Source organism: Streptomyces sp. DSM 40750, assembly GCF_024612035.1.
Taxonomy (GTDB): domain Bacteria; phylum Actinomycetota; class Actinomycetes; order Streptomycetales; family Streptomycetaceae; genus Streptomyces.
In genome coordinates, this window is sequence record NZ_CP102513.1 from 3,970,859 (window position 1) to 3,992,136 (window position 21,278).

Below are 21,278 nucleotides of genomic sequence, written 5' to 3' on the forward strand. Positions count from 1 at the left end.
TATCTCCCCCACCGCTTCGCTCCCTCGCTGCCTCGCTGGAGGAACCGTGCGCGACGTGACCCATGACGCCCCGGCGACGGCTCGCCGGTCGTTCCTGAAGTACTCCGGCGCGCTGGGCGCGGCCGCCGCCGTCTCCTCGTCGCTGGCCGCCTGTTCGGCCGGGCCGGAGTCCACCAATGACACCGGTGACGGCGGGGGCGGGAAGAACGGCACCCTGACCGCCGTCATCGGCTACGGCAACGACGGCAGCTGGGACCCGACCCAGACCGCGTCCGCCTTCTGCATGGCCGCCAACAACCACATCTACGAAGGCCTCCTCGACACCGACCCCATCTCGCGGGAGCCGTACGCGGCGCTCGCGACGGCCGTACCCGGCGATCTCAGCGGTACGTCGTGGAAGTTCGAGCTGCGGGCCGGCGCCACCTTCCACGACGGCAAGCCGGTGACCGCCGACGACGTCGTCTTCGTGTACGAGCGGATCCTCGACCCCGACACCCAGACCCTCGCCAAGGGCTTCTTCGCGAGCTGGCTGAAGGAGGTCAGGAAGATCGACGCGCGGAACGTCGAGCTGGTGCTCAAGTTCCCCTTCCCCGACGGTATTTCCCGGCTGACGCTGGCGAAGATCATGCCGAAGCACGTCTTCTCCCGGCCCGGCGCCTGGGACGACGCCATCAAGGGCAAGGCGATCGGCTCGGGGCCGTACCGGCAGACCGCGCACCACCCGAAGTCGAACACGACGTTCGAGGCTTTCGCCGATTACAACGGCCCCCGCCCGGCCGCCTTCAAGAAGATGAACTGGCTGACCATCGTGGACGCCGCCCCGCGCGTCGCGAAGATCTCCGGCGCGAGCGCGGGCGCGCAGATCGCCGACAACATCCCGTACGCCAATATCGGGCAGCTGGAGAAGGGCGGCATGTCCGTCCAGGGCGGCTCCGGGATGAACAACCTCTTCCTCATGTTCAACACCAGGCGCAAACCCTTCGACGACGTACGCGTGCGGCAGGCGCTGCATTACGCGATCGACCGGGACAAGATGATCGAGGTGGCGCTGAAGGGGCACGGGAAACCCGCGAGTTCGTTCCTGAATGAGGGAAACCCGAGTTATCGGCCGGCGAAGAGCGTGTACGCGTACGACCCCGACAAGGCGAAGGCGCTGCTGGCCGAGGCCGGGGTGAAGGGGCTGAAGATCGAGATTCTGGCGGTGAACGTCAGCTGGATCGTCGACTGTCTGCCGACCGTCAAGGCCTCCTGGGACGCGATCGGCGTCGAGACGACCCTCTCGCCGCAGGAGACCACCGCCGTCTTCACGAAGATGGACCAGAAGCAGGACTACCAGGTCGTGGCCGCGGCCTCGAATCCGAACCAGTTCGGGCTCGACGCGGATCTGATCATGCACTACAACTACGGTCCGCAGAATCTGTGGATGCAGTACGCGCGGTGGGCCGACAACGCGGTGGCCAAGGGGCTCTTCAGGGACATGGACCAGGCCACGCGGGAGCCCGACGCCGACAAGAAGAAGACGATGGTGCAGGACTACATCGACATCGTCGCCGAACAGGCCGTGCTCTATCCGGTGGTCCACAACGAGCTGATGACGGCCTGGAATCCGAAGCGACTCAGCGGGATAAGGGCACAGCCCTATCCGGGGATCAATCTGCTCCAGGCCAAGTGGGTTTAGCGTGGTCGCTGTCCTGCGCATTCTGATTCGGCGGGTCGCTCTGCTCGTTCCGCTGATGCTCGGAATCGTGCTGTTCGTGTTCATCGTCATGCGGTTCTCGGATGTGGATCCGGCGTCGGCGTTCTTCCAAGGGGCCAATCCGACGCCGGAGCAGTTGCATGATTTCCGGGAGGAGAACGGGCTGCTGGACCCCCTGCCCGTGCGCTACGTCGGCTTCGTGGGCGATCTGCTGCACGGTGACATGGGGATCAGCGCGCTCACCCGGGCCCCCGTCATCGACCAGGTCACCACCGCGTTGCCGCTCACGCTCCAGCTCACCTTCCTGGGGCTGGGGATCGCGGTGGTACTGGCGCTGCTCGGCGGGGTCACGGCGGCGATCTACCGGGACCGGCTGCCGGACCAGATCATCCGGGTGGTGTCGTTGACCGGGGTCGCGGCGCCGGGTTTCTGGCTGGCGCTGCTGATGATCCAGTACCTGGCGGTGGATCTGGGGTGGTTCCCGACCGGCGGATACGTCAATCCGGCGGACTCCTTCACCGGGTGGCTGAAGACGATGACGTTGCCGGCGTTCGCGCTGTCGCTGCCGGTGGCGGCGCAGCTGACGCGGATCGTACGGACGTCGGTGGTGGAGGAGCTCGACAAGGACTACGTACGGACGGCGATCGGCAGCGGGCTGCCGCCGCGGGTCGTGGTGGGCCGGAACGTACTGCGGAACGCGCTGATCAACCCGCTCACCGTGCTGGGGCTGCGCGTCGGCTATCTGCTCGGCGGCGCGGTCGTCATCGAGACGATCTTCTCGCTGCCGGGCATGGGCAAGCTGATGATCGACGCCGTGAAGAACGGCGACCCGGCGGTCGTCCAGGGTGTCGTCCTGACCACGGCCGCGGGCTTCGTGGTCGTGAACCTCGTCATCGACGTTCTCTACCTGCTGGTGAACCCGCGTCTGAGGGACGCGAGTTGACTCGGGGACGCACGTTGCTCAGGGACGCACATGGAAGACGACCGAGGGATGCGAGCTGATGCCCTGATGTTCGGCCTGATCGTGACCACGCGCAAACGCCTGACGGCGGCCCTGTCCCGGCCCGGCGTCCGGCTGCGTTCCTGGCGCCGACTGCCGCTGCTGTCCCGGATCGCGGTCTGCTTCCTGGCGGTCGTGGTCCTCACGGCACTCCTCGCCCCGTGGCTCGCCCCGCACGACCCGCTCGACCAACAGGCCCTGGTCGGGGGCACCGGAGCGCCCTCCGCCGACCACTGGATGGGCCAGGACAGCCTCGGCCGGGACATCCTGAGCCGGCTGATGTACGGGGCCCGCTGGTCGCTGGCGATCGGGCTCGGCGCCACCGGGCTGGCGCTGGTCGTGGGGGCGGTCATCGGGGCCGTGGCCGCGACCTCGCGCAAGGCGGTCGACGAGACGCTGATGCGCTGCCTGGACGTCGTCATGGCGTTCCCGGGCATCGCGCTGGCCGCCGTCCTCGTGGCCGTCTTCGGCGGCGGGATCACCGTCCTGATCTGCGCGATCGCGTTCCTGTTCACCCCGCCGGTCGCCAGGGTCGTCCGGGCCAACGTCCTCGACCAGTACGGCGAGGACTATGTGACCGCCGAGCGGGTGATAGGAGCCCGCACCCCGCACATCGTGATCCGGCACGTGGCCGTCAACTGCGCCGCCCCGGTGCTGGTGTTCTGCACGGTCCAGGTCGCCGAGGCCATCGTCTTCGAGGCGTCGCTGTCCTTCATCGGCGCGGGTGTAAGGCCGCCGGACCCGTCCTGGGGCAGTGTCATCGCGGACGGCAAGAACATGGTGCTGACCGGGGGCTGGTGGGCGACCGTGTTCCCCGGCCTGCTGATGCTGGTCACGGTGCTGTCCCTGAACATCCTCTCCGAGGGCGTCTCCGACGCGTGGGCCGCGCCGGTCGCGCGGGAGGTGGAGCCACAGGAGCAGGAGGACCGGCTGGAGGCTCCCGAGCCGGGCGGCGGCGAGGTCACCGAGTTGCCCGGACTGACCGAGGCGGCCGTACGGCTGCGCTCCCGGGCCCGCCCCCTCCCCCAGGGCCGACCGGTCCTCTCCGTCGAGAACCTGGCCATCGGCTTCGACGGGCGTCACCGGGGCGTGGACATCGTCGACGGCATCAGCTTCGACGTCCGCCCCGGTGAAGTCCTCGGCCTGGTCGGCGAGTCGGGCTGCGGCAAGTCGCTGACCGCGCTGACGGTGATGGGCCTGGAACCGAAGGGCGCCCGCGTACGCGGCCAGGTCCGCTTCGACCAGCGGCAGCTGGTGGGCGAGCCGATGCGCGTACGCCGCCGTCTGCTCGGCCACGAGATGGCGATGGTCTACCAGGACGCCCTGTCCTCCCTGAACCCGGCGATGACGATCCACGCCCAGCTGAAGCAGGTCGTGCGCCGGGGCGGCAAGCGCTCCGCACCCGAGCTGCTGCGTCTGGTCGGCCTCGACCCCGAGCGCACCCTCCGCAGCTACCCGCACGAGCTCTCCGGCGGCCAGCGCCAGCGCGTTCTCATCGCGATGGCCCTGTCCCGCAACCCCAAGCTGATCGTGGCCGACGAGCCGACGACGGCGCTCGACGTGACCGTCCAGGCGCAGATCATCGAGCTCCTGCTGCGGCTGCGCGAGGAGCTGGGCTTCGCGCTGATCCTCGTCTCGCACGACCTTGCCCTGATCGCGGACGTGACCGACCGGGTGGTCGTGATGTACGGCGGACAGATCGTGGAGACGGGCGTGACGGCGGACCTGGTGGAGCAGCCCTCCCACCACTACACGCGCGGCCTGCTGGGCAGCGTCCTGTCCCTGGAGTCCGCGGCCGAGCGGATGACCCAGATCAAGGGCGTCGTCCCCTCCCCCGCCGACTTCCCGGCCGGCTGCCGCTTCGCCGACCGCTGCCCCCGGGCGAGCGACGTCTGCCGTACGACGGCCCCGGCCCTGCGGGGCACCCGCACCCACACGGCGGCCTGCCACCATCCGGCGGTGGACCTCATGGACAGCACGGAAGGCCAGGTGACCCGGTGAGCGCGCTCGTGGAGGTCTCCGGCGCCCATGTCGTCCACAAGGCGCGCAGCGGCGGGGTGTTCACCCGCGACCGGGTGTACGCCCTGACCGGCGCCGATCTGGTGATCGCCCCCGGGGAGACGGTCGGCGTGGTGGGCGAGTCGGGGTGCGGCAAGTCGACGCTGGCGAAGGTGCTGGTGGGCGTGGACCGGCCGACGGCCGGCGCGGTCTCCTTCCGGGGGCGGGACCTGTGGTCCATGTCGCCCGCCGAGCGCCGGGTGGCCGTCGGCGGCGGCACGGGCATGATCTTCCAGGACCCGTCCACGGCCCTGAACCGCCGCCTGACGATCCGCCAGATCCTCCGCGACCCCCTCGACGTGCACAGGCGCGGCACCCCGGCCGAACGGGAGGACCGCGTCCGGGAACTGATGTCCCTGGTCGGTCTGCCGACGGCGCTCGCGGACGGCCTGCCGGGCCAGCTGTCCGGCGGGCAGCGCCAACGAGTGGCGATCGCGAGGGCGTTGGCCCTCGATCCGGACCTGGTGGTGGCGGACGAGCCGACGAGCGCGCTGGACGTCTCGGTCCGCGCCCAGATCCTCAACCTCCTCCTGGACCTGAAGGAACGCCTGGGTCTGGCGCTGGTCTTCGTCTCTCACGACATCCAGACGGTACGGCGGATGAGCGACCGCGTGATCACCATGTATCTGGGCCGGATCGTGGAGGAGACCCCGGCGGACCTGGTCACCGACCGCGCCCGGCACCCGTACACCCGCGCCCTGTTCTCGGCGACGCCCGGCCTGCTGGACCCGATCGACCCGATCCCGCTGGTGGGCCCGGTCCCGTCGGCCACCCGGCCGCCGAGCGGCTGCCCGTTCCGTACCCGCTGCTGGAAGGCGGACGACGTCTGCGCGGAGATCATGCCGGACTTCGTGGCCGCGTCGGCCCCCGGACACCGCTTCCGGTGCCACCATCCGGTGGAGGAGACGGAGTCGACACGCGACCTGGTCGCCCAGGCCGTGGAGGATCGAACCGAGCCAGCCGTACGCGACACCCGAGACACCTAGCACCAAAGGAGCCACGATGACCGTCCCCGCCCCGCTGACCGGTGTCATCCCGCCCGTCTGCACGCCCCTGACACCAGACCGCGAGGTGGACGTCCCCTCACTCGTCCGTCTGGTCGACCATCTCGTGACGGGCGGTGTGGACGCGCTGTTCGTGCTCGGTACGACGTCGGAGGCGGCGTATCTGACGGACGCGCAGCGGCGGCAGGTCGTGGAGACGGTGGTCGGCCATGTCGGCGGCCAACTCCCCGTCCTCGCCGGGGCGATCGACATGTCGACGCCCCGCGTACTGGACCACGTCCGCGCCGTGACCGCCGCCGGTGCCGAGGCTGTCGTGGCCACCGCCCCCTTCTACAGCCGCACGCACCCGGCGGAGATCGCCCGCCACTACCGCCTGCTCGCCGACCGCTCCCCCGTCCCGGTCTTCGCCTACGACATCCCGGCCACCGTCCACACCAAGCTGCCCGCCGACGTGGTCCTGCGACTGGCGGCGGACAAGGTCATCGCCGGCCTGAAGGACTCCAGCGGCGACCTCGCCGGCTTCCGCACGGTCGTCACCGGCGCCCGCGCCGACTCCGCCCTCACCGGCTTCACCACCCTCACCGGCTCCGAACTGATCATCGACTCCGCCCTCGCCCTGGGCGCCGACGGCGCCGTCCCCGGCCTCGCCAACGTCGACCCGGCCGGCTACGTCCGCCTCGACCGCCTCTGCCGCGCCGGCGACTGGGACCGGGCACGGGCCGAACAGGAACGCCTGTGCGCCCTCTTCGACATGATCGCCGTCGGCGACCCGGCCCGCATGGGCACGGGCTCGTCCGCCCTCGGCGCCTTCAAGGCAGCCCTCCACCTGCGCGGAATCATCGACTGCGCGGCCACAGCCGAACCGCAGGTGCCGTTGTCGGAGGCGGAAGTCGAGCGGGTGGGCAAATACCTGGCGGCGGCGGGCCTGCTGTAGGGAGACTCCGCGAACCCGGCCTCGGGGTGCGCTGAGCCCCTCCCCGAGGCGCACCCAAACGCGATACGATACGTCTCGTCTTATCTCATCGCGGAAGGCGAGGACCGACAGCATGGAACGCTTCGTGGACGCGGCGCCCGGCATACGCCTGTGGGTGGAGGACCGCGGCGCCTCCGACACGCCCCCACTGCTGCTGATCATGGGCGCGCAGGCATCGGGCCTGGCGTGGCCGGACGCGCTCGTGGACAGGCTCGCCGACCGCCACCACGTCATCCGCTACGACCACCGCGACACCGGCCGCTCCACCTGGTCGTTCGAAGAGCACCCGTACTCCGTCACCGAACTGGCGAAGGACGCCGTCAGGGTGCTGGACGGCCTCGGCGTCGAACGCGCCCACATCGTCGGCATGTCCCTGGGCGGCATGCTCGCCCAACTCCTCGTCGCCGACCACCCCGACCGGCTGCTCAGCGCCACCCTGATCGGTACGAGCGCGCTCAGCACCGCCCCCTACGTCCACCCGGACGGGACCCGGACCCCGCCCGAAGAACTTCCCGGGATCGCCCCGGAGCTGCTGGAGATGTGGGCCCGCCCCGTGGAGGACCGAGGGCCGGAAGCCGAACTGGAGCGGAGAGTGGAGCACTGGCGTGTCCTGGGCGGCGACCAGCTGCCGTTCGACGCCGCATACACCCGCGCCCTCGAACGGCACATCATCGAGCACACCGGGCACCACACGGCCGGCACCGCACACGCCCGAGCCGACCCCTCCGGCATGGACCGCACCGAACAACTCGCCCACACCGACGTGCCCACCCTGGTCATCTCCGCACCCGCCGAACCCGTCACCCCGCCACCGCACGCCCACCACCTCGCCCAGGTGATCCGCGGCGCACACGTGGTCGACATCCCCGGCATGGGCCACGCCCTCCCGCCCGAGGTCCACGGACCCCTCGCCGACGCGATCCTGAACCACACGACAGGACTCCGACGACGCCTTCTCGGCCAGGCCGACTAGCCGGGCAGACCCGACAACGGCAGGCGGCGGAACTCGATCGACTCGTACGGGCCCGCCGCGCCCGTCTCGTAGAGGACGCCCACCCGTGACCCGCTCAGCGGGACGAGGTCGGAGTAGGCGGCCGGGCGCTGCGAGAGGGTCGTGGACCTGGTGAAGGTGGTGCCCGCGTCGCCGCTGCGCCAGACCGACATCGACTGGCGGGCGGTGGGGACGGAGGGGCCGGAGAAGAGGAGCGGGCCGCCGGAGGGGAGCTGGAGGACCGCGCCCTGGACCACGGGGACGTCGGAGAGGGTGGGCTGGACGGTGTACGGGCGGTCGAGCGACTCGCCGCCGTCGCCGGAGTAGGAGTCCAGACGGTTGCCGACGCTCGTACCGTGCTGGTCCCGCGCGCTGAAGTACAGCCGCCCGTCCGGCAGTTCGGCCGCGCTGTTCTCGTTGGCGTTGTCGAGACCGTCGTACGAGTCGTCGACGAAACCGATCCGCCAGGTGGTGCCCCCGTCGTCGGAGTGGATCGCGTGGGCGCCGTAGTACCGGGGCTCCTGTCCCGTGTCCGCCGAGTCCGCGGGCGGGGCGGCCGAGTGGTTCGAGGGGACGACCAGGCGGCCCGCGTGCGGCCCCCGGGTGAGGGCGACCGCGTGACCCGGGCCGGTCGCGTACCAGCGCCAGCCCGGGAGTTTCACGTCCGCCGTGATGTCCCTGGGGGCGCTGAAGCGGCGGCCGTCGTCCTTGCTCGTCTGCACGAAGACGCGGCGGCTCTGCTCGGCGGTGACCTCGCCGCGCATGATCTGCGCCTCGGTCACCGTGCCGCTGTTGTACGAGGTGACGAGCACGATCCGGCCGGTCCGCGGGTCGACCACCGGCGCCGGGTTGCCCCGCGTGTCCCCCTTCCCGGCGGCCACCACCTTCAGCGGCCCCCAGGTGCAGCCGCCGTCGGTCGACCGTCTGAGGACGACGTCGATATTGCCCGTGTCGCCGGCGCCGTTGCGCCTGCCCTCCGCGAAGGCCAGCACGGCGCCCTCGCGGGTGGTGATCGTGGCGGGGATCCGGTACGTGTCGTAGCCGCCCTGGCCGGAGACGTACGGCACGGAGGAGACACAGCCGCGGGTGGGCAGCGTCGTGGCGGCCGTGGCGGTGGTGGCCGTGGCGATCGCGGCGAGGAGCAGTCCCGTGGCGGCGACCAGAGCGGTGGCCGTGCGGCGGCTTCCGGCGGACAAGGCGGCTCCCCGGACGTGGGACGTTGGATGTCCGGTCAACCTAATGTGTCCACTGAGACCCTGCAACGGGGGTGCGTCAAATGAGCATTGACGTGATGTCAGACCACCGGGTGGCGGCGGAGGCGGAGGGCGGCGACCATGCGGAGCCAGTGGCCGGTGATCAGGCAGAGGAACGGGTAGCGCCATCTGACGCGGTCCTCGACCTGGCTGCTGTCGCTGCCGAAGATGCGACGGCCGTCGTCGATCACCGTCTCGAAGAGGACGACGGCGCGGTGCGGGTGGAGGGCCCAGAAGGTGGCGTAGGCATGGTTGAGCCGGGCCCACCAGGTGCGCGGATGGTCCGGGCCGTGGACGCGGGCGCGGTCGGCGACCAGGTCCGCGTACAGCGCTAGGGCGGTACGGACCCGGCCGGTGCGGCGAGCCGTGTGGGCGACGAGCCAGCGGGCGTCGAGTGTCCACATGTGGTCGGGGCCGTACAGGCGCTCGCAGTCCGCTCGGTGGGTGTCGGCCGCCTCCTTCGCCTGTCGCCAACGACCGGTGCGGAGCAGGGCGTGGCACCACCACTCACGCTGCCGCCGTGTCGCGGGATGGTCGGGGCCGAAGTGTGCCGTCAGGTCGTCCAGGAAGCGCCTCTGCCAGGCGGCGTCGCGCCACAGCAGCCCCACGGAGGCGTAGGCGCCGCTCAGGCGGCGGCGTGCGTGGACCGACTCCCAACTCCAGGGACCGGACCTGGCCTCACAGGCGTGAAGCACGCGTTCGCGGATCCGCAGGGCCTTGACACGTCTTTGCACCGCCCGGTATCCGTCGGCCACGTCGTCGTACTTGTCGATCGTGATCGGGTGGTCGACACCGAGAACGCGGGCGTAGTCGGCGTACAGCTCCCGGTCCAGACGCCGGGCCTCGCGCCGTTGTCCGGCCATCCTCAGCGCGATCACCTGTTCACCCAGTGTGGCGAGGGTCGGCAGTGCGTCGGCGCCGAGCATCCGCTCGCAGTCGGCCAACGCCTCACCGGTCAGCCTGAGCCGCTCCCGGTGGCGTCCGGCGTTCCCACAAGCCACCGCCAGCCAGCGGCGCGCCGCCAGGGTGGACGGGTGGTCGGCTCCCCATATACGGGTCACGTCGTCCACGACGCCCCGATGGAGTGCGAGCGCCTCGTCGTGCAGTCCGTGCCAGGTGAGCAGATCGGCCAGATCGCTCCGGGCCCAGACGACTTCGATGTGGTCGTCCCCGAAGAGCCGGGCGTACTCCGCCACGTTCTCCTCACGCAGCCCGCGGGCCTCGTCCACCTCACCGGACAATCGCAGGACGCGGGCGAGGCCGGCCCGCGCGGAGAAGGTCAGCCGATGCCCGGCGCCCAGGCTCCGCCTGGTGTTCCGCAGGGTCTGCCGCAGCAGGGCGAGGGCCTCGGAATAGTGCGCGGCCGAGGTCAGGGCGTCGGCGAGACCGAGGCAGACATCGAATGTGTGCGGATGAAGGCGTCCGTGGACCCGCTCATGGTCAGCGAGGACCTCGCGGGCGAAGTCGATCGCCTCCTGGATCCGGCCGTGGCGTGTGCAGAGGTGGATGTGGAAGCTGCGGACTCCGAACGTGCTGGGATGGTCCCTTCCCAACAGTCGCTCGTGGTCCGCGATCAACTGGACCTGCGCGGCGTAGGCATCACCGTGCCGCTTCGACTGGTCCAGCCCCCACACCAGGCTGCCGCGCGCACGCAGCACGACCGGGTGTTCCCGACCATGCAGGGCGGTCCGCTCGTCGACCACACGACGGAACAGGGCCAGGGCCTCCTCGTCGCGCTCCGCCCTGATCAGGCACGTGGCGAGGGTGTCACGGATCGTCACCGTCTCTTCGGACTCCGGACCGAATATCCGCTCCGCGTCCGCCAGCGCCCGCTCGGCAGCCGCACGCGCTTCGTCGTACAGAGCGGCGTCCAGACACTGGAGAGCCAGATTGTTGCGGGCCCAGACCGTCTCGGCGTGCTCGGGACCGTGCTCGTCCTCGCATGCGACCACGTAACGGCGCAGCAGCGCGACCCCTTCCTCGTCGCGGCCCACCGAGCCGTAGGTTTCGGCCAGGCTCTGCAGGGAGTACAGGCTCGCCGCGGACGGCGCCGGGCCCTGCGACCAGTCCGGGCGCATGCGGTCCACGATGCGCGCCGCCTCGCGCAGTCGGCCGGCGGCCGCGTACGTTCTCGCCAGATCGCTCAGGGCGCCCCGGGTTTCCACGTGATCCGCACCGTGCAGCCGTCGCATGTCCCGCTCCAGTGCCTCGTACATGGGCACGGACAGCTCGTAGCGACCGGCTGTCTCGTACGACCGGGCGAGGTCCCTGCGCGCGGTGAGCGTGCGCTCGTCCTCGGGGCTCAGACACCGCTCGGTGATCTCCAGGCGTCTGGCGCGTGCCCCGATGGCCTGCTCGGTGCGGCCTGCCCACGCGCACATGTCCCCTTCGAGTTCCAGGGCGCTGAGCGTGGCGGCCGCCTCCTCCCCCAGGGCGGCTTCGCAGTCCCGCCGGGTCCCGCCCGCCCGGACCACCGCCCGGCCCATCGCTCCCACATGCCCCAGATGGTCGTACGCCGCCCACCTCCGCAACCGCACCAGGCTCTCCTGGTCCGCCTCCTCGTACGACGGCAGGTCCTCTCGTACGACGCCCCACAGCGCGTCTATCTGGTCGACGAGCTGTCCTCCGAACTCCCGTCTCTCCCATGCCTCCCCGGGCGGTATCAGCACCGCCTCCAGATGCCGCACCGCGGCGCGGACGACGTCCCGTATTCGCTCCCCCGCCCTCTCCCGGATCACCCGCTGCACCAGCCGGTGCAGGTTCACGGCGTCCGCTCCCGAGTCCGTGGCGAGCGAGGCCTGGGTCACGACTCCCAGCGCGGCCTCCACGACGTCGGCGTCGTGGACCCCCGCCTGCCGGACTACCCCGTGCAGCAACCTGCGGGGCACTCCGGCGGGCGACAGCACCGACAGCACCTCCAGCAGAACCCGCACCGCGCCGTCCGGGCCCCGCTGCTCGACCTGCTCGGCGGCGATGAGCATCGCCTCGGCCACCCGGTGCGGATACCGCTCTCCGGGCACCTTCTCCAGCGCGGTCCTCAAGGGGTAGGCCCGCAGCCGTTCCAGGTAGCCGCGGTAGCCGGTCCCCCGCACCCGGATGACATGGGCCGCCTGGGCGAGAGCGAGGGGCAACCGGCCCAGTTCCGCGGCGACTTCGCGGGCCCCGTCGTCCGAGGCGACCCCCGTCCGCCGGCGAAGGAAGTCCAGTGCCTCCTCCTCCGTGAACACGGTGACGTCGACCCGCGCGCCCGCGAGGTTCGTGAAGTCCCTGGAGGTGGCGGTCACCACCACCTGCGCCCGGCCGGCCGTGGGCAGCCACCCGGCCACCTCGTCCGGATCGGTCGCGTTGTCCAGGACCAGCAGACACGGATCGGGATTCCGGCCGATCCACGTGAGCGCCGCCCGCGCGGCCTTCGCCGCGTCGTCGCCCGCCTCACGGACGCCCAACTGATCGGCGAGCTCGGCGAGTCCGGACATCAGCTGGCCGCTGTTCTCCGCCGTGATCCAGGCGACGACCGGCCAGCCCTCCTCGATACGGCGCCGGGCGTAGGCGGCGGCCAGCTGGGTCTTGCCGACGCCCCGGGCGCCGGTGACGGCGTGGACGACGGTGAGGCTGTGCCGCTCGGTGGCGTCGGCGAGTTCGGCGAGGAGGTCCTCGCGGGGCTGGAAACCGACGGGTTCGCGGGGCAGGTCGCCCATGCGGACGAGGAGGTGGGGCGGTTCGTCCGCTGAGGTCCCGTTCACGGTGACCATCGCGTTCGGCAGTTCCAGCCGCATACCGCCGGTCGGCCCCGCCGGTGCCGTCACCGCCTGGGCCGCCCTTTGCACCCACGACGCACCCCATGTCCCGCCCACCGTCGCCGCGACGGTCGCCGCCGCCACACCCACGGCCACCCGGCCCTCGTCGGAGGTGGGCAGCAACGGCACGTCGACGGCGTAGAAGAGGAGAAAGACCGCCGCGAACGCCAGCACGCTCAGCGCCACCACCAGCGCCCAGCGCATGCCGTACCTCATGCGCTCCCCCTCGCCCCCCAGCATGTCCGGAAGACGATTGTGCCCCGCGTCCGGCCGGACGAAGCCGTGCGAGACCTATGAAACCGCCCCCGACAACTACCGGAGGGACGTTACGACGGCGTACGCGCCGTCGCCAGCAACCGCGTCACATCGTCCCCGCAGATCGTCAGCGCCGCCCCCACCGTGAAGAGGACATCTCTCTCCGCGGGGGTGTACGGCCCGTCCGCCAGGGCGATCCGTGCGCCCTGGAGGAGGATCGCCTCGCGGCCGGTCGGGGCGAGGTGGGGCGCCAGGGGGTCCAGGGCCTCGTGGAGCTCTATGGCCAGGCCGGAGCCGCACGGCTCCCCGTAGACGCGGCCGGTGTCGGCGGCCAGGGCCTCGACCAGGGCTCCGAGCTGGTCCTCGGTGCAGTCGTCGAAACCGGCGGAGCGTACGGCGGTCGCGGCGACCGACAGGGACGGGCGGGCGCAGGTGCCGTCCGTCGCCAGGACGGCGAGGGCGACCGTGTGGACGGCGTCGCGGAGCATCGCCGCGAAGCGGGTGGTGGTGGGGTGGTCGAGGACATCCGTGGCGTAGTGGTGGCGGCAGGCCGCGCATTCCACCACCGGGCCCGTCTCGCCGCGGGGCAGGACGGGGACGCCGAGGAGGGTGAAGCGGCGGCGGCCGGTGAGGCGCTGGTAGTTGCGGTCGCCCCCGCAGCCGGGGCAGAAGAACTCGCCGTCACCGACACCGGTCCACGCGATCCGGGTGCCCATGACCCGCGAGAGCCCGGTGACACGTCCGGCGGTCCCGACGCGGGCGAGCGCGGCGGCACCGCCGATGGGGTCCCGTCCTGTCAGCACGTCGCACCTCCGTAACTCCCCCACACTGCCCCTTGGGCGCGGGAAGTGACCCCTCGGCAACGTCGCCGCGCTTGCGTGATGTTAGCCACATTGTCGAGGCGCAGTCAGTACTCCGGACGAGGCCTTCCCATGACCCGCACAGGGTTTGGCCGGTAAACGACGGGCCCCGCCCACCGATATTCGGTGAACGAGGCCTTCAAACCGCCGGTCAGGCTGGTCAGCGCGCCGCGCGGTTGACGGCGGAGACGACCGCCTTCAGGGACGCACGCGTCGTGTTCGCGTCGATGCCGATGCCCCACAGGACCTTGTCCTCGATGGCGACCTCGATGTAGGAGGCGGCCTGCGCGGAGGCACCCTCGCTCATCGTGTGCTCCTGGTAGTCCAGGAGGCGGGCGTCAATACCGATGCCCTGCAGCGCGTGGAAGAACGCCGAGATCGGGCCGTTGCCGGTGCCGACCAGGGTGGTCTCCACGCCGTCGACCTCGGCCTCCACGGTCAGCGTGTCCACGCCGTCCTTGTCGGTGGTCGACTGGTTGTTGCGGACCTGGACACGGCCCCACGGGTTCTCGGGGTTCGGCAGGTACTCGTCCTGGAAGACCGCCCAGATGTCGCCGCCGGTGACCTCGCCGCCCTCGGCGTCCGTCTTCGCCTGGATCAGCTTCGAGAACTCGATCTGCATCCGGCGCGGCAGGTCCAGCTTGTGGTCGTTCTTCAGGACGTACGCGATACCGCCCTTGCCGGACTGCGAGTTGACCCGGATGACGGCCTCGTAGGAGCGGCCGACGTCCTTCGGGTCGATCGGCAGGTACGGGACGGCCCACTCGATGTCGTCGACCGTCTTGCCCTGCTCCTTCGCGGACGCCTCCATGGCGTCGAAGCCCTTCTTGATGGCGTCCTGGTGGGAGCCGGAGAAGGACGTGTAGACCAGGTCGCCCACGTACGGGTGGCGCGGGTGGACCTCCATCTGGTTGCAGTGCTCCCACGTACGACGGATCTCGTCGATGTCGGAGAAGTCGATCTGCGGGTCGACGCCCTGGGAGAACAGGTTCATGCCCAGGGTGACCAGGTCGACGTTGCCGGTGCGCTCGCCCTGCCCGAACAGACAGCCCTCGACGCGGTCGGCGCCGGCCATCAGCGCCAGCTCGGCGGCGGCGACGGCCGTACCGCGGTCGTTGTGCGGGTGGACGGAGATGCAGACGTGCTCACGGCGGGAGAGGTTGCGGCTCATCCACTCGAACCGGTCCGCGTGCGTCGACGGGGTCGAACGCTCCACCGTTGCGGGCAGGTTGAGGATGATCTCGCGGCCCGGACCGGGCTGGTAGACGTCCATCACCGCCTCGCAGACCTCCAGCGCGAAGTCCAGCTCGGTGTCGGTGAAGATCTCGGGGCTGTACTGGTACCCGAACTCGGTCTCCGGGCCCAGCAGCTTCTCCGCGTACTCCATCACCAGGCGCGTGCCGTCGACGGCGATCTGCTTGATGTCGTCCTTGGAGCCGCGGAAGACCACGCGGCGGAAGACGGGAGCCGTGGCGTTGTACAGGTGGACGGTGGCCCGCTTGGCGCCCTTCAGCGACTCCACGGTCCGCTCGATCAGGTCCTCGCGGGCCTGGGTCAGTACGGAGATGGTGACGTCGTCGGGGATGGCCCCCGGCTCCTCGACGATCGACCGTACGAAGTCGAAGTCCGTCTGTCCCGACGCCGGGAAGCCGACCTCGATCTCCTTGTAGCCCATCTTGACCAGCTGGTCGAACATCCGGCGCTTGCGCTCGGGCGACATCGGGTCGATCAGGGCCTGGTTGCCGTCGCGCAGGTCGGTGGAGAGCCAGCGGGGGGCGACGGTGACCCGGTTGTTCGGCCAGGTGCGGTCGGGGATGTCGACCTGCTCGTACGAGCCGTACTTGTGGATCGGCATGGAACTGGGCTGCTGGCGGTTCGCCATGATTGCGTGGGCTCCTCGATGGTCCGGAAAGGACGGCCGACGACGCAACACCAAAGCACCGCGGGGAGGGGGTCGGCCTCGATTACAGGCCCTCGCCGCGGCAGCTAAGGAGAAGCAGCCCGAAACGCATGATGCGACGCAGCCTAGCTGAGTCCCGCTCCGTTCGGGGGGCTGTATCAGTATGCGGGACCGGGGCCACATAGGGGGCAAAAGGTGCGCAAGGCCACACCGGACACGAGGAGCGCCCTCACGGGCCGCGGGGGGAACCGCGCGACAAGCCCCCACGCACGGACATCCGAGCCCAACCCTCGGTAACACGACGACAACGAAACGCAACCCATACAGCCACATTTCACCAATCAAGGTCGCCCCTAGTGACACGCCCCTAACGGAGTGCAACGGTGTCAGCCATGACCACCAACGGGGGCCACGAGCCCGTCTTCTGCACCGTCGTACCACCGCACGTCCTCGACAAGCTCTCCCAGGCCGAGGACCCGGCACTCGCGAACGCCGCGCGCAAGACACTGGAGCGCGACGCCTTCGAGCGCACCCACCGCCGGTTGACCACGGTCATCGGCGCCCCGGCCATCGCCGTGCCCGCCGGCGCCGAGGCGGGCAAACCGCACCGCACGATCCACGACGCCCGCCACGGCACGGACCTGCCCGGCCGGAAGGTGCGCGGCGAGGGAGACGAGCCCGGCAAGGACGCCACGGTCAACCGCGCGTACGCGGGCCTCGGCGCGACCTTCGAGCTGTTCCTCAAGGCGTACGCGCGCGACTCGATCGACGGCGACGGGCTGCCGCTGGACGCGACCGTGCACTACGAGCGCGACTACAACAACGCCTTCTGGAACGGCGAGCAGATGGTGTTCGGCGACGGCGACGGCGAGATCTTCCTCGACTTCACCATCCCGATCGACGTCATCGGCCACGAGCTGAGCCACGGCGTCACCCAGTACACGGCCAACCTGACGTACTTCGGCCAGCCGGGTGCGCTCAACGAGTCCATGTCGGACGTCTTCGGCGCGCTGATCAAGCAGTACACGCTCGGCCAGACCGCCGCCGAGGCCGACTGGCTGATCGGCGCCGGCCTGCTCGCCCCGCGCGTCACGGGCACCGCCCTGCGCTCGATGAAGGCCCCGGGCACGGCGTACGACGACGACGTCCTCGGCAAGGACCCGCAGCCGGCGACCATGGACGACTACGTCCGCACGGGCCGCGACAACGGCGGCGTCCACATCAACTCCGGCATCCCCAACCACGCGTTCTACCTGGCGGCCACGACCCTCGGCGGCCACGCCTGGGAGCGGGCGGGCCAGATCTGGTACGACGTCCTCACCGGCGGCGAGCTGAAGCCACAGGCCCTCTTCGTCGACTTCGCCACGCTCACGGTGAAGGCCGCGAAGGACCGGTACGGCCAGGGCGACGAGCTGACGGCGGTGCTGAAGGCATGGGAGCAGGTGGGCGTGCGGACGCTGTAGTGCCGGGCGGCGCGGTGCTGCGCTCCGGCCCCGATCCGTACTAGACATGACCCATGCGTATTGAAGTGCGGCGCACGGGCGGTTTCGCGGGCATCGAACGGCACGCGGTGGTGAACACCGCCGGGCGGCCCGATGCCCCCGACTGGCACACCCTGGCCGAGCGGGCCCTCGCCGCCGGCCGGGGCACCCCGCCCCTCGGCGTACCGGACGGCTTCGCGTACGAGATCACGGTGGACGGCAGGACCGTGTACTGCGCGGATCCCCGACTGTCGGAGGAGCAGCGGGAGCTGATCAGGAGGGTGCTCAAGGAGGGGGCGTGAGCGGCGCCGAAGGCGTGGTCGGGGCGCGTAACGGGCAGTTCACCCTCGGGCGTTGACTTCCCTTACCCGTGGTACGGATGATCCGCCCATGGCGACCAACCCGATACCCCAGTTCCCGGCCGGCTTCCTGTGGGGCGTCTCGACCTCCGCCCATCAGATCGAGGGGGCCGTGGACGAGCGCGAGCCCAGCGTGTGGGATGCCTTCTCGGCCGAGGCGGACCGCATCAAGGACGGCTCGACGGCGGCGGTGGCCTGCGACCACTTCCACCGCTATCCGCAGGACGTGGCCCTGCTGCGTGACCTGGGCGTGGGCGCGTACCGCTTCTCGATCTCCTGGCCCCGGGTGAACGCCCCCGGCGGGCTCGACTTCTACGACCGCCTGGTGGACGAGCTGATCGGGGCGGGCGTACGGCCGGTGCCGACCCTCTTCCACTGGGATCTGCCGTCGTCGCTGGAGGAGGCGGGCGGCTGGCTCAACCGGGACACCGCCGAGCGGTTCGCCGAGTACGCCGCCGTCATGGCCGCCCGGCTCGGTGACCGGGTCACCAAGTGGATCACCATCAACGAGCCCGCCGAACACACCCTGTTGGGCCATGCCCTCGGCACCCACGCCCCCGGCAAGCAGCTCATGTTCGACGCGCTCCCGGCCGCCCACCACCAGCTGTTGGGCCACGGCCTAGCCGTACGGGCCCTGCGCGCGGCCGGAGTCACGGACATCGGCATCGCCAACTCGCACGGCCCCACATGGGCCGCGTCGGAGGAACAGGCGGACGTGGAGGCGGCCGGCTTCTACGACCTGCTCCTGAACCGCCTGTTCGCGGAGCCGGTCCTGCTGGGCGAATACCCGGAGGGGATCGGCGAGTTGATGCCGGGCACCGACATCGAGTCCGACCTGAAGGTCATTTCCGAGCCCCTCGACTGGTACGGCGTCAACTACTACGCGCCGACCCGCGTGGGCGCCCCCGAGGGCGCCGACATCGAGTTCGGCGGAGTCACCATCCCCGCCGAACTCCCCTTCACCGTCAAGGAGATCGAGGGCGTCCCCACGACCGACTTCGGCTGGCCCGTCGTCCCCGAGGGCCTGACCGAGCTGCTCACCGGCTTCCACGAGCGCTACGGCGACCGCCTGCCGCCCGTCGTCATCACCGAGAACGGCTGCTCCTACGAGGGCGTCGACGACCAGCAGCGCATCGCCTATCTGGACGGCCACGTCCGGGCCCTGCACCGGGCCTCGGAGGCGGGCGTCGACATACGCGGCTACTTCGTCTGGTCCCTCCTCGACAACTTCGAGTGGGCGGAGGGGTATGCACGGCGCTTCGGGCTGGTCCATGTGGACTACGAGACGTTGAAGCGGACCCCGAAGGCGTCGTACGGGTGGTACCAGGAGCTGCTGCGGGCGCAGAGCGGGGGGTGAGTGAGGCCGGGGGTCGGGTGCGGGTCGGCGGGGGCTGGTCGCGCAGTTCCCCGCGCCCCTTGGAAGCAGGGGGTGCGCCCGAGCTTTTGCCTTTGGCGGGGGCGAATCCGTACCGCAGATCACGGACGCACAGCCGTATCACAGCAGCCACACAGGCAACGCTTCCTCCCCGTCGTCCGTCTTCAGTGGTGACCACCCCCTCCACTGAAGGGACGCCCCGTGCCCCCGCGTTCATCCAGACCCACCCGAACCCGCCCCGCACGCCGGGCGATAGCCGTGCTCGCCGTGTCCGGCACCCTGCTCGCGACGCCCTCGCTGGCCGCGCCCGTCGCGTTCGCGGCCGGGCCGCCGCCGACCGATCTGCGGGTGGACACGAACCGGGACGGGCGGGTCGACGTGACCGGGGCCACCGACACGGCCGGTGAGAACGGCTGGACCGTCGCCCGGGGCGCGCTGATGCTGCCCAACATCGACGACGACAGCCGCCGTTGCCCGGCCACCGGCCCGAAGGGCAAGCCCCTCACCGACGCCCGGCTGGCTGCCTGCAACGACGCCTCCGACGCCAAGGTGAACGGCACCGCCGACGCCGCCGACCTGGCCCGGGTGCGGTCCGTTCCGATGCGGAGCGTGCCGGCCGGGGCACAGGGCAGTGTGAAGGTCACGGCGGGTGCCAAGCAGGCCCGGGTGTTCGTCAAGCGGGGCAAGAAGTGGGAGCCCGTCACGGCCAAGACCCGGCTGTCACGGGCCGAGTTGCGTACGGGCGTGGAGTTCGGTGTCGAGGCCCGGGACGTGATCCGGGACACCGCCAAGTGGGACGGGCTCGCCCGGATCCGGCTGACCGTGAAGTCCTCCAAGGGCACCTCCGCCGACTCGGTCACCCTGCGCGTCGCCCCGCTCCTCACCCACCATCATCTGCAGAACGCCCAGCAGTTGCTGGTCACCAAGATCTCCGGCACCGACGACTACGCGAAGCTCAACCGCACGTTCCGCGAGGGCCTGGACAAGGAGGCGCGGGCCGCGGGTATCACCCGGCCCACGGTGAACTTCACCAAGTACCAGGACGTCTGGGCGCAGGACTTCGTCGAGCCCGCGTACGTCAGCATGACCGGCGCGGACGGCCGCCGGCAGTCCATGCGGGTGATGCTGCGCTCCGCCCAGCTGGACCGGGAGGCGGGCCGGGAGCTGTTCGAGAAGATGCGCGGCCGGGACATCGGCGTCGTGCAGGTGACGGGTGCCCGCCAGTCGGAGGAGTGGACGCTCAACTCCATGGGCAACCTGGAGACCATTCCGCCGTACGCGCAGGGCGGCCGCTCGTTCCCGGCGGGCCGCATCATCATGGGTCACCGCCCGGACACCGGGTCCAAGCCGGCGAAGGTGATGCGGACGTTCCTGAAGTCCCAGGGCCTCCAGGACCCCCTGTTCCTCGACACCTCCTGGCTGCACGTCGGGCACGTCGACGAGTTCGTGCAGTTCCTGCCCGCCGACACCCCGCGCGGCTGGAAGATCGCGATCGCCGACCCCGAGGCGGGCCTGAACCTCCTGCGGGACGCCAAGAACGCCGGTCACGGCTCGACGAAGGTGTTCTCCGTGCCGGCCGGCGCAGACGCCGTCCCCACGGAGACCATCGACAAGGCCCTCGCCTCCAAGACCCTGGTCTCCGACAACAACCTCGCCACCCGCCGTATCGAGGCCAACCTCGCCATCCTCAAGCGCGAGACGGGTGTCACGGACGCCGAGGTCGTCCGGGTGCCGGCACTGTTCACCCAGGGCACGGAGATGGTCGGCGAGACCGGCAAGGACGAGGCGACCCGGCTGCCCCGGCTGACCCGCCTCGGCGCGGGCACCGAACTGCCGGACGCGGCACGGGAATACGGCCAGCAGCGGCGGCTCGACGGAGCGGCGGGCGACGACGGCTCATCGGTCGCTTCCCCGGCCGCCCCCGCCCCCTCCGTCATGACCAGCGCCTACATACCCGGCGCCGTCAACGGCATCGTCCTCAGCCGCACCCACTACCTCGCACCGCGCCAGTGGGGCCCCGTCGTCGGCGGCAAGGACATCTTCACCGAGGCCGTGACGGCCGCGTACACCGGCGCCGGCATGAAGGTGTCGTACATCGACGACTGGTCGACGTACCACCTCGGCATGGGCGAGATCCACTGCGGCACCAACACGCTGCGGAACACGTCGGCTGCCTGGTGGACGCGCTAGCGCCCGCCCTCGCCTGACCGGCCATGACCGCCGCCGCTCCGGAAGAACCGGGGCGGCGGCGGTGTGTCGTGGGGGCGGCGGTCCAC

The 21,278-nt window shown here is 70.8% G+C and carries 14 protein-coding genes; 10 read left to right on the forward strand and 4 right to left on the reverse strand.

Annotation, left to right across the window (positions count from 1 at the left end; genetic code table 11):
- Positions 1–46 precede the first annotated feature (46 nt).
- The 6 genes from JIX55_RS17820 to JIX55_RS17845 all read left to right on the forward strand — a co-directional run bounded on the left by JIX55_RS17820 (position 47) and on the right by JIX55_RS17845 (position 7,704).
- The gene (locus JIX55_RS17820; RefSeq protein WP_257564306.1) at positions 47–1,678 is read left to right on the forward strand and encodes an ABC transporter substrate-binding protein; all 1,632 of its coding nucleotides are present in this window, start codon (positions 47–49) and stop codon (positions 1,676–1,678) included.
- Position 1,679: 1 nt separating this feature from the next.
- Positions 1,680–2,639 carry an ABC transporter permease gene (locus tag JIX55_RS17825; RefSeq protein WP_257564307.1) on the forward strand — a complete coding sequence of 320 codons (960 nt, stop codon included), beginning with the start codon at positions 1,680–1,682 and terminating at the stop codon, positions 2,637–2,639.
- Between the two features lie 48 nt (positions 2,640–2,687).
- Positions 2,688–4,697: a dipeptide/oligopeptide/nickel ABC transporter permease/ATP-binding protein gene (locus JIX55_RS17830; RefSeq protein WP_257564308.1), complete on the forward strand. Its 2,010-nt coding sequence runs from the start codon at positions 2,688–2,690 to the stop codon at positions 4,695–4,697.
- Positions 4,694–5,740: an oligopeptide/dipeptide ABC transporter ATP-binding protein gene (locus JIX55_RS17835; RefSeq protein WP_257564309.1), complete on the forward strand. Its 1,047-nt coding sequence runs from the start codon at positions 4,694–4,696 to the stop codon at positions 5,738–5,740. The genes JIX55_RS17830 and JIX55_RS17835 overlap by 4 nt, the downstream gene beginning before the upstream one ends.
- Before the next feature lie 16 nt (positions 5,741–5,756).
- A complete protein-coding gene (locus JIX55_RS17840; protein WP_257564310.1) occupies positions 5,757–6,692 on the forward strand; it encodes a dihydrodipicolinate synthase family protein in 936 nt (311 codons plus the stop codon).
- Positions 6,693–6,804: 112 nt separating this feature from the next.
- A complete protein-coding gene (locus tag JIX55_RS17845) occupies positions 6,805–7,704 on the forward strand; it encodes an alpha/beta fold hydrolase (protein ID WP_257564311.1) in 900 nt (299 codons plus the stop codon).
- Here JIX55_RS17845 and JIX55_RS17850 read toward each other — a convergent pair.
- The 4 genes from JIX55_RS17850 to leuA form a co-directional block, all read right to left on the reverse strand.
- The gene (locus JIX55_RS17850; RefSeq protein WP_443046441.1) at positions 7,701–8,918 is read right to left on the reverse strand and encodes a sialidase family protein; all 1,218 of its coding nucleotides are present in this window, start codon (positions 8,916–8,918) and stop codon (positions 7,701–7,703) included. The genes JIX55_RS17845 and JIX55_RS17850 overlap by 4 nt on opposite strands.
- A 98-nt stretch (positions 8,919–9,016) precedes the next feature.
- Positions 9,017–12,988 (reverse strand): FxSxx-COOH system tetratricopeptide repeat protein, encoded by a 3,972-nt coding sequence (fxsT, locus tag JIX55_RS17855; protein WP_257564312.1) that lies wholly within the window; start codon positions 12,986–12,988, stop codon positions 9,017–9,019.
- Between the two features lie 110 nt (positions 12,989–13,098).
- The gene (locus tag JIX55_RS17860) at positions 13,099–13,743 is read right to left on the reverse strand and encodes a tellurite resistance TerB family protein (RefSeq protein WP_257569365.1); all 645 of its coding nucleotides are present in this window, start codon (positions 13,741–13,743) and stop codon (positions 13,099–13,101) included.
- A gap of 304 nt (positions 13,744–14,047) precedes the next feature.
- The gene (leuA, locus tag JIX55_RS17865; protein WP_257564313.1) at positions 14,048–15,769 is read right to left on the reverse strand and encodes a 2-isopropylmalate synthase; all 1,722 of its coding nucleotides are present in this window, start codon (positions 15,767–15,769) and stop codon (positions 14,048–14,050) included.
- A 410-nt stretch (positions 15,770–16,179) separates the two neighbouring features.
- On the opposite strand from leuA, the gene JIX55_RS17870 reads away from it, so the two are divergent.
- The 4 genes from JIX55_RS17870 to JIX55_RS17885 all read left to right on the forward strand — a co-directional run bounded on the left by JIX55_RS17870 (position 16,180) and on the right by JIX55_RS17885 (position 21,192).
- Entirely contained in the window at positions 16,180–17,250 is a 1,071-nt protein-coding gene (locus tag JIX55_RS17870; protein WP_257564314.1) for a M4 family metallopeptidase, read from the forward strand.
- 53 nt (positions 17,251–17,303) lie between these two features.
- Positions 17,304–17,570, forward strand: a complete 267-nt coding sequence (locus JIX55_RS17875) for a protealysin inhibitor emfourin (protein WP_257564315.1) — start codon at positions 17,304–17,306, stop codon at positions 17,568–17,570.
- 88 nt (positions 17,571–17,658) lie between these two features.
- The gene (locus JIX55_RS17880) at positions 17,659–18,984 is read left to right on the forward strand and encodes a GH1 family beta-glucosidase (protein WP_257564316.1); all 1,326 of its coding nucleotides are present in this window, start codon (positions 17,659–17,661) and stop codon (positions 18,982–18,984) included.
- 276 nt (positions 18,985–19,260) lie between these two features.
- Entirely contained in the window at positions 19,261–21,192 is a 1,932-nt protein-coding gene (locus JIX55_RS17885) for a protein-arginine deiminase domain-containing protein (protein WP_257569366.1), read from the forward strand.
- The last annotated feature ends 86 nt before the right edge of the window (positions 21,193–21,278 follow it).